At 71.9% G+C, this 11,931-nt stretch carries 8 protein-coding genes; 4 read left to right on the forward strand and 4 right to left on the reverse strand.

Annotation, left to right across the window (positions count from 1 at the left end):
- Positions 1 to 37 precede the first annotated feature (37 nt).
- Together ACMA1D_RS11230 and ACMA1D_RS11235 are read left to right on the forward strand one after the other, a co-directional pair.
- The gene (locus ACMA1D_RS11230) at positions 38 to 1,798 is read left to right on the forward strand and encodes an alpha/beta hydrolase (RefSeq protein WP_414723750.1); all 1,761 of its coding nucleotides are present in this window, start codon (positions 38 to 40) and stop codon (positions 1,796 to 1,798) included.
- 104 nt (positions 1,799 to 1,902) lie between these two features.
- Positions 1,903 to 2,355, forward strand: a complete 453-nt coding sequence (locus ACMA1D_RS11235) for a hypothetical protein (RefSeq protein WP_414723751.1) — start codon at positions 1,903 to 1,905, stop codon at positions 2,353 to 2,355.
- Positions 2,356 to 2,450: 95 nt separating this feature from the next.
- On the opposite strand, the gene argS is transcribed toward ACMA1D_RS11235, so the two are convergent.
- Positions 2,451 to 4,238, reverse strand: coding sequence for an arginine--tRNA ligase (argS, locus tag ACMA1D_RS11240; protein WP_414723752.1), 1,788 nt, complete (start codon positions 4,236 to 4,238; stop codon positions 2,451 to 2,453).
- A 221-nt stretch (positions 4,239 to 4,459) separates the two neighbouring features.
- Between argS and lysS the strand changes: the two genes are divergently transcribed.
- Both lysS and ACMA1D_RS11250 read left to right on the forward strand, forming a co-directional pair.
- Entirely contained in the window at positions 4,460 to 6,193 is a 1,734-nt protein-coding gene (gene lysS, locus ACMA1D_RS11245; protein ID WP_414723753.1) for a lysine--tRNA ligase, read from the forward strand.
- Between the two features lie 239 nt (positions 6,194 to 6,432).
- Entirely contained in the window at positions 6,433 to 6,645 is a 213-nt protein-coding gene (locus ACMA1D_RS11250; protein WP_414723754.1) for a hypothetical protein, read from the forward strand.
- 96 nt (positions 6,646 to 6,741) lie between these two features.
- Here the strand turns inward: ACMA1D_RS11250 and ACMA1D_RS11255 are convergent, their stop codons facing one another.
- The 3 genes from ACMA1D_RS11255 to ACMA1D_RS11265 form a co-directional block, all read right to left on the reverse strand.
- On the reverse strand, positions 6,742 to 9,222 hold the full coding sequence (locus ACMA1D_RS11255; RefSeq protein ID WP_414723755.1) for a DUF2637 domain-containing protein: 2,481 nt from the start codon (positions 9,220 to 9,222) through the stop codon (positions 6,742 to 6,744).
- A 365-nt stretch (positions 9,223 to 9,587) separates the two neighbouring features.
- Positions 9,588 to 10,400: a hypothetical protein gene (locus ACMA1D_RS11260; protein WP_414723756.1), complete on the reverse strand. Its 813-nt coding sequence runs from the start codon at positions 10,398 to 10,400 to the stop codon at positions 9,588 to 9,590.
- 320 nt (positions 10,401 to 10,720) lie between these two features.
- A complete protein-coding gene (locus ACMA1D_RS11265; protein WP_414723757.1) occupies positions 10,721 to 11,809 on the reverse strand; it encodes a hypothetical protein in 1,089 nt (362 codons plus the stop codon).
- Positions 11,810 to 11,931 lie beyond the last annotated feature (122 nt).

Genomic DNA, 11,931 nt, shown 5'->3' on the forward strand with positions numbered 1-11,931 from the left:
CCCCCCCCCCCCCCCCGGGCGAAGGGGGCCAGTCGCGGTGGTGACCTTCACTCAGCTCAGGGAGTTACGGCCAGCGGAGCTGGAGGAAGCGGCCGACGGGTGGCAGAAGCTCAGCAGCGGGGCGGGCGCGGCGAAGGACCGCGTGACGGACGAGGTCGCCACGTCCCTGCAACTCTCCTTGAAAGGTGAGGGAGTTGACGCGGCGGTCGTACGCCTCCACGGTCTCGCCCAGAGCTGCCATTACGTCCAGGTCGAGAGTGCCCTGGTCCGTACGGCGCTGAACAACCTGGCGCGCGAACTCCGCGTGGCGCAGCAGAAGTTGAACGACGCCGTGGCGGAGGCCGAGGCGGAGGCGTTCACCGTGCGGCCCGACGGCTCCGTGCACTGGGTCGAGAAGGACCCGGCCACTCCTCTCCTGCCGCAGCAGAGCGTGCAGGGCAGCAGTCCCAGTGTGGTCATCTCCCCCGCGGGGGACGGAAAGCGGGCCCGGGCCCAGGAGTACGTCGACCGCATCGGGAGTGCGCTCCGGGAGGCCACCGAGGTGGATGCCCGGTATGCGCGGGCGTTGGGGCGGCTGCACGCGGACAGCGACCTGAAGATCTCCGATGCGGAATGGGTGGACGCCCAGCGGGACATGGCCGCCGTACGGAACGCCCTCGGCGACGCGCTCCCCGCGGAGGACATTCCTGAGGACAAGTCCCCCAAGGAGAACGCCGCGTGGTGGAAGGCGCTGTCGAAGGACGAGCAGGCCGATTACATTGCCCTGCACCCGTCGAGCGTGGGGAGCCTGGACGGCCTTCCTGCCGTGGCGAGGGATGAGGCGAACCGGACGGTTCTCGCGGAGAAGCAGGCTGACTATCGGACACAGCTCAATGCAGTACCTCCGGAGCCGACCAAGATCCAGCCAGGACGGGTGGGGAACCCCATCGCGACGAGGACGGCCGAATGGATCGCCTGGGACAAGAAGTGGGGCGGTAAGAAGTCCCACCTCGAAGCGTCGCTGAGGGGGATGGAGGATATCCAGGACCGCATCGCGCGCAATGGGCTGAACCCGGGTGAAGACCGCTTCCCGCGTGCTTATCTGCTGGCGTTCTCCCCGGAGGGGCGCGGGCGTGCCGTCATCGCTAACGGAAACCCGGACACCGCAGATCACACGTCGGTATATGTACCGGGGACGAATGCTGGATTGGGGAATTACGCGCACGACATCAAGCGCATGACGAACCTCTGGACCGCCGCCGATGCCCAGGCTGATGGGAAGAGTGTTTCCACCATCACTTGGCTCGGCTATGACGCGCCCCAGGGCATCAAGTCCCCCCTCTCCGAGGAATACGCTAGAAACGGCGCTTCGAGCCTCAACGGATTTGTTGACGGCCTCCACGCCTCGCGTGCGGCGGACTCCCCTGGGCACCTCACTGTCATGGGTCACAGTTACGGCAGCACGCTCATCGGCCACGCCGCCTTCCGGGGTGACCTCAATGCGGACGAGGTCATTACGCTGGGCAGCCCGGGCGTCAAAGTGGGGCGAGCGGCGGACCTGGACGTGCCCGAGGGGCATGTCTGGAACGAGGAAGCGGACGGCGACAAGATTCCGGACATCGGGCGCTATGTGCATGGCCATCGAGAACAGATCGGCGATGCATCGATTTACATCATCCCCAGCGACTCCACATTCGGCGCGCAGCAGATGCGTACAGATACCAATGGGCATAGCGGCTATTGGGATACGGATTCCGAGAGTTTGAAGAACCAGGCGCGAGTTGTCGTAGGCAAGTACGGCGAGGTGAGCGAGGGGTGAAAGCGAAGGCACCTGATCTGCTTCGTGTCCGCGGGGGACGTGTGCGGGCTGCCCTCGCTGTTCTGTCCGTGATGCTGGTGGTGGGAATGACGGGATGTTCAGGCATGGATGAAGATGAGCCCGCGGTCAGGAAGACGGACGAGGTCAAGGAGAAATCCGCAGAGATAGCGCGCGATCTGTTGCGCATCATCGATCTGGAGGGCGACCTCAAGCCGCCGGGGTATGTGGTAGGGCTGTGCGGGGACCGAGACGCGGATAAGTTCTATCGCATCAACAACTTCTGGTCGATTGCGGGGGCGACAGTGACAGATCTCCGTAAGACCATGGCCCGCCTCAAAGAAGAGCTGCCGCGCGCGGGTTGGGACATAGCCAGCTACGGGCCGGCACATAGCAAGGCCCAGCAGCTCACGCTGATCGCCAATTACCGCGCCGACAAGTTCTCGGTCAGCATCGAGGCACTGGAGCCGTCGCCGAAAGGCAGGGAGCGCTCGCTGCTCTACGTGGGCCTCACCTCCGCCTGTTACCAGGCCCCCGAAGGCGAAAAGACCGGCTACTGACCCCCTCACGCGCCACCGCCCCGCCTCCTACGCCATTGCGCGGGAGACGGGGCGGTGCGGCGGACGGGCGCGGAAGGGTTCGGCCCCCCGGACCGCTACAGCCGCTCCGGCGTGCGGATGCCGAGCAGGTCCATGCCCTGGTGGAGGGTGCGGGCGGTGAGGTCGCAGAGGAAGAGGCGGTTCTCGAACTGTGCGGTGGTCTCGGCCTTCAGGACGGGGCACTCGGAGTAGAACGTCGTGTAGTGCGAGGCCAGTTGGTAGAGGTAGGCGGCCAGCTTGTGCGGCTCGTACGTCGCGGTCACCTCGGCCAGCGTCTCCGCGAACTGGTCCAGGTGCAGGCCCAGCGCCCGTTCGGCGGGGGCCAGCGGCAGTTCGGGGTGGGCGGCCGGGCGGGTCTCGCCGGCCTTGCGGAGGATGGACTGGATACGGGCGTACGCGTACTGGAGGTACACGCTCGTGTCGCCGCTCAGCGAGACCATCTGGTCGAGGTCGAACTTGTAGTCCCGGGCGGCCGACGTGGACAGGTCGGCGTACTTGATCGCGCCGATGCCGACCTGTGCCGCGCGCTCGGTGATCTCCTCCTCGCTGAGGTCCTGCGCCTTCTCGCGCACGACCGCAGCCGCCCGGTCCACGGCCTCGTCGAGGAGGTCCACCAGGCGGACGGTCTCGCCCTCCCGGGTCTTGAACGGCTTGCCGTCCTTGCCGAGCACCGTGCCGAACGCCAACTGCACGGCCTGCACGTCATCGCTCAGCCAGCCGGCCCGCCGCGCGGTCTCGAAGACCATCCGGAAGTGCAGCGACTGGCGGGCGTCCACCACGTACAGCAGCGTGTTCGCCTTGAGGTTCTGCACCCGGTCGCGGACGGCCGACAGGTCGGTGGCCGCGTACCCGTAGCCGCCGTTGGACTTCTTGACGATCAGCGGGGTGGGGTTGCCGTCCGGGCCCTTGAACTCCTCGAAGAACACGCACAGCGCGCCCTCCGAGCGGACCGCGACGCCCGACTCCTCCAGGAGCCGGCAGGTCTCGTCGAGCATGTCGTTGTAGCCGGACTCGCCGACCACGTCGGGGTCCCGGATCTCCATGTCGAGCTTGTTGAAGACCGAGTAGAAGTAGATCTTCGACTCGTCCACGAAGCGCTGCCAGAGCGCCAGCGTCTCCTCGTCCCCGGACTGGAGGGCCACCACCCGGTCCCGGGACCGGGTCTTGAACCCCTCGTCGGAGTCGAACAGGGCGCGGGACGCCTTGTAGAGCCGGTTCAGGTTGGACATCGCCTCTTCGCCGGTGACCTCGGCGGCGTCGCCGTGGTCCAGCTCGTGCGGGTGCTCGGTGAGGTACTGGATGAGCATGCCGAACTGGGTGCCCCAGTCGCCGATGTGGTGCCGGCGCACCACCTGCTCGCCCGAGAACTCCAGGATGCGCACCACGGCGTCGCCGATGACGGCCGAGCGCAGGTGCCCGACGTGCATCTCCTTGGCGACGTTGGGTTGCGCGTAGTCGATCACCGTGGTGCCGGGGTGCTCCGCGTACGGGACGCCGAGCCGTTCGTCAGCGGCGCGGGCGGCCAGCGTACGGACGATCGCCTGGTCGCTGACGGTGATGTTGAGGAAGCCGGGGCCGGACACCTCGACGTCCTTGAGGACGTCGTCCGCCGGGCGCTCGGCGCCCTCGGCCGTGCCGTCGAGCACGGCCGTGACCTGGCCCGCCAGCTCCCGCGGGTTGCCCTTGAGCTTCTTCGCGAGCGCCAGCAGCCCGTTGGCCTGGAAGTCCGCCCGGTCGCTTCGTCGCAGCAGCGGGTCCGCGGAACCGGCCTCCGGCAGGGCTGCCGAGAGGGCGTTCGCGATGCGCTGGTGGACCGTAGCGGAAAGGGAAGGGACCGAGGCCATAACAGGTGCGCCATTCCGTTGGGAGGTGCGAAGGGTCGGCCAAGTATCCCACGGCGGGCCCGATGGGTTCTCGGAATACCTGCGGGGTCGGGCGCCCCTGCCCCCTGGCCCTCCTGGCCGACCACCCCTGCCCGGCCCGGGCCCCGCCCCGCCCGCCGTGGGGAGCGGGCCCGGACCGGGGCGTCTGGGAGAATGGCCCTGCCAGGACCGCAAGGAAGGAAGTGCCGACCGTGGCTCAGAGCATCGAGGCCGACTGGGTCTCCCGTTTCGCGGACGACGTCATTGCCGAGGCGGAGCGACGTGCCCCGGGCAAACCCGTCGTCTGCGCCTCGGGACTCAGCCCCTCCGGCCCGATCCACCTCGGCAACCTGCGTGAGGTCATGACGCCGCACCTGGTGGCCGACGAGATCCGGCGCCGCGGGTACGCCGTGCGCCACCTGATCTCGTGGGACGACTACGACCGGTTCCGCAAGGTCCCGGCCGGGGTGCCCGGGGTGGACGAGTCGTGGGCCGAGCACATCGGGCGCCCGCTGACCTCGGTGCCGGCGCCGGCCGGTTCCGCGTACCCGAACTGGGCCGAGCACTTCAAGGCCGCGATGGAGCAGGCGCTGGCGGAGCTCGGTGTCGAGTACGACGGCATCAGCCAGACCGAGCAGTACACCTCGGGCGTCTACCGCGACCAGGTGCTGCACGCCATGAAGCACCGCGGTGACATCGACGCCGTGCTCGCCCAGTACCGGACGAAGAAGGCGCCGCCGAAGAAGTCGCAGAAGCCGGTGGACGAGGCGGAGCTGGAGGCCGCTGAGGGCTCCGGCGCGGCGGCCGAGGACGACGGCGCGGCGGGTACCGCGGGCTACTTCCCGTACAAGCCGTACTGCGGGGGCTGCGGCAAGGACCTGACCACCGTCACCGCTTACGACGACGAGACGACCGAGCTCACGTACACCTGCTCGGCGTGCGACTTCGCGGAGACCGTGCGGCTGAGCGAGTTCCACCGCGGCAAGCTGGTGTGGAAGGTCGACTGGCCGATGCGCTGGGCGTACGAGGGCGTGGTGTTCGAGCCGTCGGGCGTGGACCACTCGTCGCCCGGGTCCTCGTTCCAGGTCGGCGGGCAGATCGTGGGCATCTTCGGCGGCGAGCAGCCGATCGGGCCGATGTACGCGTTCGTCGGCATCTCCGGGATGGCCAAGATGTCCTCCTCGCGCGGCGGCGTGCCCACGCCGGCAGACGCGCTCCAGATCATGGAGGCGCCGCTGCTGCGCTGGCTGTACGCGCGCCGCCGGCCCAACCAGTCCTTCAAGGTCGCCTTCGACCAGGAGATCCAGCGGCTGTACGACGAGTGGGACAAGCTGGAGGCGAAGGTCGCGGACGGTACGGCGCTGCCGGCCGACGCCGCCGCGCACTCCCGCGCCGCCCGGACCGCGGCCGGTGAACTGCCGCGCACGCCGCGCCCGTTGCCGTACCGCACGCTGGCCTCGGTGGTGGACGTCACGGCGGGCGCCGAGGACCAGACGCTGCGCATCCTCAGCGAACTGGACCCGGCCAACCCGATCGCCGGGCTCGACGAGGTGCGGCCCCGGCTCGACCGGGCCGAGAACTGGATCACCACCCAGGTCCCGGCCGACCAGCGCACCCTGGTGCGCGGGGAGCCGGACGAGGAGCTGCTCGGTTCGCTCGACGAGCAGGGCCGCGAGTCGCTGCGGCTGCTGCTCGAAGGGCTGGACACGCACTGGTCGCTCGACGGCCTGACCACCCTCGTCTACGGGGTGCCCAAGATCCAGGCGGGCCTGCCGGCGGACGCGAAGCCGACGCCTGAGCTGAAGGTGGCGCAGCGCACGTTCTTCGCGCTCCTCTACCACCTGCTGGTCGGCCGCGACACCGGCCCGCGGCTGCCCACCCTGCTGCTGGCCGTGGGCGCCGACCGGGTGCGCCACCTGCTGGGCGCCAAGGCGTAACCACCACCGCGCCGGCTGATGGGCTGGCGCGGGGGTGTGGGTGAGGGCCCGTGGGGATGTCCCCACGGGCCCTCGGCATGTCTGGGCGGGGGCGGGTGCGGGGTGTCCGCAGGGGCGCGGCAGGGGGTGCGCTGCATCGTTCGACGGACGGGCGCGGGAGGCGGCTGCATCGTTCGGGCCACCGGTCTTTCGCCCGCGCGGAGGACGTGTGGCGCGGGCGGTCCGGAGACGCTTGGGCCATGAGAGAGATCGTGGGCATCGCCGGAATCGTCGCCGCCGTCCAGGGCGCGCTGGGCATCTGCGGGCGCGCCTTCGGGGAGAAGCCGTGGGGGCTGCTCCAGCAGTGGTTCGACATTCCTCACAGTGGCTACGTGGTCATCACCGTGGTCGGTCTCGGGTGCGCGCTCTGGGGCGAGCTGGGGCGGCTGTCCCGGCGGGGCAAGCGGGCGTAGGGCGGGGGCGCGACGGGGGCGCGCCCCGGCTACCGCTCGCCGGGCCTGTGCCCCGCCCCCGCAAACCCTCAGGCCCGCAAGTCCCCCGCGGGGGCGTTACGGGGTGTGCTGGGTCTCCATTTCTATCTGGTAGCGCTCGCGGAGTTCGCGGAGCTCGCGGCGCAGGCCGTGGGCGGGGAGCGGGCCGCCGCCGACGCCGGCTATGCCGTACAGGTCGAGCAGGTAGCGGCTGAACTGTCGGGAGTCGGGGAACGCGCCGCGTTCCACCACGAACCGGCGGAAGGCGCCGTAGAACGCCTCGTCCCGCGGCACGTCGTCGGGGAGCGCGGACTGCGGCACGTCGTCGGTGAGCGCGGAGAGCGCGATCTCTTGGGTGGCGTCCGACGGGTAGTCAGGCAGCGCGGCCGGTGCGCCGCGCCGGTCGGCGGCCCGCCGGCCGTCGTACGCACCGTTCGCGTGGTGCGCGTCGCCGCCGCGCTCCTCGCGCAGGCTCTCGCGCCGTTCGACGCGCCGTTCGATGCGGCGCTCCTCGTAGTGGTCCTCGTACCCGCCGGCCCGCCACTCGTCGCGGTGCGCCGCGGCCCGCTGCTCGGGCGCGTAGGGCTGCTCCTGCGGGTAGGGGCGCTCGTCCGGGTAGGCGAGTTCGACCGGGTACGGGCGCTCGTCGGGGTAGCCGCCCGCCGGGCCCGGGTGGCCGCCGTACTGGGCGTTGCCGAGCGTACGGCGGCGTCCGCCGGAGCCGACGGGCACGGTCACCGGGCCGCCGTCGACACCCGGCTGACCGGCTTCGACGACGGCGCCTGCGTCAGCCGCCGCAGCGGTCGCGGCACCGGGCTGGCCTGCGGCTGCTTGGGCTGCGGGCTGGCCGGTGGGCTGGCCCGCGTGGACGACCGCGCCGTTCGCGGCGGCAGCCGCCGGGACGGGGGAGCCGTTGGCGGCGTGGTGCGGGTGCGCGGCCTGGGCCGGCTGTGCTGCTTGGGCCGGCTGGGCGGCGGTGGGAGCCGCGGTGTCGACCGTGGCGGTCGCTGCTCCTGCCGCCGCTGCCGCGTCCGTGGTGGCCGGGTGGGCCGCGTCGGCCGGCGGGGCGGCCTGCCCGGGGGCGGCGGTGGCGGGTGCGGCACCAGCAGCGGCGCCGGCGCCGTGCGGGGAGCCGGCGCCGTTCGGGGCCTGTCCGGTGTGCGCGGCCGGTCTGGTACCGGCGGTCTGCGCGGTGTCCGCGGCCGGTGTGGCCTGCGCGGCGGGATCGGCCTGCGCGGTGGGGGTGGCTTGCGCGGTGGGGGTGGCCTGCACACCCGCGCCTGCGGCCGTACCCGCGCCTGCGGCCGTACCCGCGCCTGCGGCCGTACCCGCGCCTGCGGCCGTACCCGTGCCCCCGGCCCCGACCGCATGTACGGCCCCTGCCGCGGCGTTCGCCGGCCCGGCAGCCCCGTCCGCCCCACCGGTCGCAGCCGCACCGGCCGGGGCGGCTGCCCCCGCCGCGGCAGCGGTACCAGCACCCGGCGTACCGGCGGCAGCGGTACCGGCACCAGCAGCAGCACCCGTACCCGCCGCATCCGCCGCGCCCGCACCGGCCGCAGCCGATCCACCGTCGGCCCCAGCCCCAGCCCCAGCCCCGGCCGCCGCCTCCTGCGGCGGCGTCTTGGTCAGCGACGCGGCGGCCGTGGTCCCCTGTCCGGGCTCCAGCGCGGCCGGGCCCGGGCCGGCGGCGGCCAGACCGCGCGCGGACGCCCCACCGGCTCCGGCGGCCCCGGCCGCACCGGGTGTCGCGCCGGCACCGTCAGCCGCGCTTGTCTCGGTATCCACGCGTTCCGCCGCCACGCGCTGCGGCGCGTCGCCGGCGCCCGCCGCGTCGGCCGCCGGTTCGCCGATGCCGATGGCGAGGGCCCGTTCCGCGGGGATGACGATGCCGGCTGCGGCCAGGCCGGCCGGGGCGGTCTGGGACAGCGGTACGCCGTAGCGGGCCAGTCGCAGGGGCATGAGGGACTCGACGGGTGCCTTGCGGCGCCAGGCGCGGCCGAAGCGGGCGCGCAGTCGGGCGCGGTAGACGAGGCGGTCCTGTTCGAGCCGGATGACCTCGTCGTAGGAGCGCAGTTCCCACAGCTTCATCCGGCGCCAGAGCCGGAAGGTGGGGAAGGGGGCGAGGAGCCAGCGGGCGACGCGGACGGACTCCATGTGGCGGTCCGCGGTGATGTCCGCGATGCGGCCGACCGCGTGCCGGGCGGATTCGACGGCGACGACGAACAGGACGGGGATGACCGCGTGCATCCCGACGCCCAGCGGGTCGGGCCAGGCGGCGGCGCCGTTGAAGGCGATGGTGGCGGCGGTCAGCAGCCAGGCGGTCTGTCGCAGCAGCGGGAACGGGATGCGAATCCACGTCAGCAGCAGGTCGAGGGCGAGGAGTACGACGATTCCGGCGTCGATGCCGATCGGGAAGACGTTGGCGAAGCTGCCGAACCCCTTGTCGTGCGCGAGGTCACGGACCGCGGCGTAGGACCCGACGAACCCGATCGCGGCGATCACCACCGCACCGGCGATGATCACCCCGATGAGTATTCGGTGTGTGCGCGTCAATTGCATCGCGGCCACCCGCGATCCCTCCCCGCCCTCGGCAACTAGCGCGCCAAGCCTGGCATACGCGTCAAGCGCGGAGTGCCCCCAGGGGCGAACAGGCGTGCGGCAGCGCTCTGTTCCCGGCACGCGCCGGGGTCTGCGCCCCGTTTTGGGCGGGCCGTCGTCGCGTACGGTGCGTTCATGTCGCGCTCCGTGACCGCCGCGGCGTCGTGCGTACGGCTGTCACCTGCGCTTCCGGTGGTACGGGGCCGGCCGCGGATACGGCCCGTACGCGACGGTGGCGGGACCGGAAACACCCGGCCCCGCCACCAACCCGCTCCCGGCCGTGGGCGGGGGCAACCTTCGCCCCCGCCCACCGGGAACCAACCCGCTCAGTGGCGGCCCGAGCCCCTGCTCTTGCCGGAGTCGCTGTCGCCGTCACCGTTCTTGTCGGTGCTCTTGTGGTCGTCGTCGCTGTCGGTGTCCGAGCCGGAGCCCGGGTTCGAGCCCGTGTTGCCCTTGGGGCTGGCCGACTCCGTGGGCTGGTCCTCGTTGGCCCTGGCGACCGCGGACACCACCTCCTTGGCGGCCTTCTGCGCGTCCTTCTGGAGGTCGTCGGGCTTCGGCGGCTTCGCGTCCTCGTAGCCGGCGCCGCGGTACTCGACCGTCACGACGACGTTGGCGGCGCGGGCCACCACCGTCTCGTTCTTGAAGTCGTCGCCGTCCTTCTTCGTGGCCGTGCCGACGGTCGTGGCCTCGTCGCCGATGCCGGTGGCGGTGCCCTTCTTGGCGCCCCGGGCGCCGTCCGCCGTGCCGGCCCGCTCGGTCTGCTGCGCGGCGTAGCCGGCGGCCCGCTTGTCGCCCGTGCCGAGGTTGAGCTCGGAGGGGAACAGCTTCATCGAGACGGTGAGCTGGCGGTACTGGTACCCGTCGAGGCCGGACCACAGGCAGCTCGCGGATTCGTTGATGTTCGCCGACGGAAGCGTCTTGCCCTTCTCGTCCTTCGCCTCCGGGACCAGCTCGTCCACGGTCTTCTTGCCCAGCGTCTTGCACGCCTCGGGGAGCTTGGCGTACCGCGCGGCGACGACGGTCGGCGACGGGTTGACGGAGGCCGACTTCGACGCGTCGTCCTTCGGGTCCTTGTCCCCCGAGTCGGACGAGCACCCGGCGACCGCCATCACCGGTACGGCTGCGCAGGCGAGCATTCGGGCGAGTCTCGGTGCTGTTCGGTGCATGGTCCTTCGCTCATTCTCTGTCGGTGGGCGGCCCTCCCGCCGCGTGACTCGTTCGGCACGGTACGCGGCCGTGGCCGCAGGTCGGCCGAACCGTGACGGTATTCGCTGAACTAGTCGCCGAAGCGTGACGGTGCGCGGCACCCCGTGCCCCGCGCCGGCCGTGGCCTGGGCGCCGGCAGCGCGGGCCGCAGGGACCGCCGGGGCCGTGGGCGCCGCCCCCGTCGCGCTCGTACGTACGTGCCGTGAGGCTCGCCGTACGGGTCCCGCACGTCCACGTCCTGGCATCCGTCCTAGTCGCCGAACCGTCCGGGCAGCTTACGGGCCAGCCCCTGCGCCTTCTCCTGGAGCTCGGCGCTGTCGGGGAGGTGCTGCGGGTCGGTGGACCACTGGTCGTATTCGAGCGTGACGATCACGTTCGACGACCGGAAGACGATGGTGATGTCGCGGTGCACGCCGGAGTCGGCGGTGTTGAACTCGTCGTTCAAGAACGCCTCGTCGCCGATCCCGTCGAGCTGCCGCGGGGACAGGTCGGGCGCCTCCCCGGCGTCGTCGCCCGGCTCGCTGCCGTCGGACGGGCTGCCGCCGGGCGAGGGCGTGCCGCCCGTGGACGGCGTGGCGGAGGTGGTGGCGGACGGGTCGCCGGTCGGCGCGACCACCCGCACCGCACCGCTCTCCGCCCCTTGCCCGGCGTCGCGCGCGGACGCCAGGTGCCAGGCGGTGGTGTCGGCCAGGTCCGCCCGGCCGTGCGGATCCGTGGTCGGGGCCTCGCCCGTGCCCCGCACGATGTCCGGCTGGTCGGCGTCGGCCGTGGTGACCCCGTCGTCCGCGGTGGCGGCCCCGGTCTGCGGCGCCGCGGTGCCGCCGGGGGTCGGCGAGGCGCTCTCGGTCTCGCTCGGCTGGCCGCTGCCCGGGCTCGCGGTGGCGTCGACCAGCGGGATCTTCGCCGCCTTCGCCTTCTTCGCGTACGCGGCGGCGGCCCGCTCGTCGTCGCCGACCTCGGGGTCGTAGGAGACGATGCGCTCGAAGTCGAGCGTCAGGTGTCGGGAGCCCTCCGGCGTCGTCAGCTTCCAACGGCAGCCGACCCGGCGGTCGGTGTCGTACGTGACGGCCGGCTGGCCCTCCAACACCGCCTCCTGCGCCTCCTCGTCCTGGTCGTCGAGACCGGGCAGCAGGGCGCGCAGGGTGTCGGTGCCGACGCTGCCGCAGGGCTCGGGGAGGGTGCGGAACTTGCCGGGCCGTGCGTTCGTCGTCGAGCTGGAACTGCCTGGCTGGTTCTTGTCGTTGCTGGTGGCGGCGGTCTCCCCGCTGCATCCGGCGAGCCCCGCGACGAGCGCGGCGGCGGTCAGCGCGGTGCCCGGTACGTACGGCCTTCGCTGCACTGTCCGCGGCTCCCTTCCCCGGAAAACTGGTTGCCGCACCAGGGCGGCCGATGGAGACAATGTTTACCTCAACCGCTAGCGCGTTCGCCGGTTCACGGTCATGAATGTAGCGCCAGGTCCGG

The sequence above is a fragment of the Streptomyces sp. 796.1 genome, assembly GCF_047525675.1.
Taxonomy (GTDB): Bacteria; Actinomycetota; Actinomycetes; order Streptomycetales; family Streptomycetaceae; genus Streptomyces.

Bases quoted from the DNA above. Each gene is read 5' to 3' on its own strand.
- ACMA1D_RS11250 (WP_414723754.1), top strand. From the start codon at position 6,433: ATGAGAGAGATCGTGGGCATCGCCGGAATCGTCGCCGCCGTCCAGGGC.
- ACMA1D_RS11260 (WP_414723756.1), bottom strand. From the start codon at position 10,400: ATGCTCGCCTGCGCAGCCGTACCGGTGATGGCGGTCGCCGGGTGCTCG.
- ACMA1D_RS11235 (WP_414723751.1), top strand. From the start codon at position 1,903: ATGGATGAAGATGAGCCCGCGGTCAGGAAGACGGACGAGGTCAAGGAG.
- argS (WP_414723752.1), bottom strand. From the start codon at position 4,238: ATGGCCTCGGTCCCTTCCCTTTCCGCTACGGTCCACCAGCGCATCGCG.
- ACMA1D_RS11255 (WP_414723755.1), bottom strand. From the start codon at position 9,222: ATGCAATTGACGCGCACACACCGAATACTCATCGGGGTGATCATCGCC.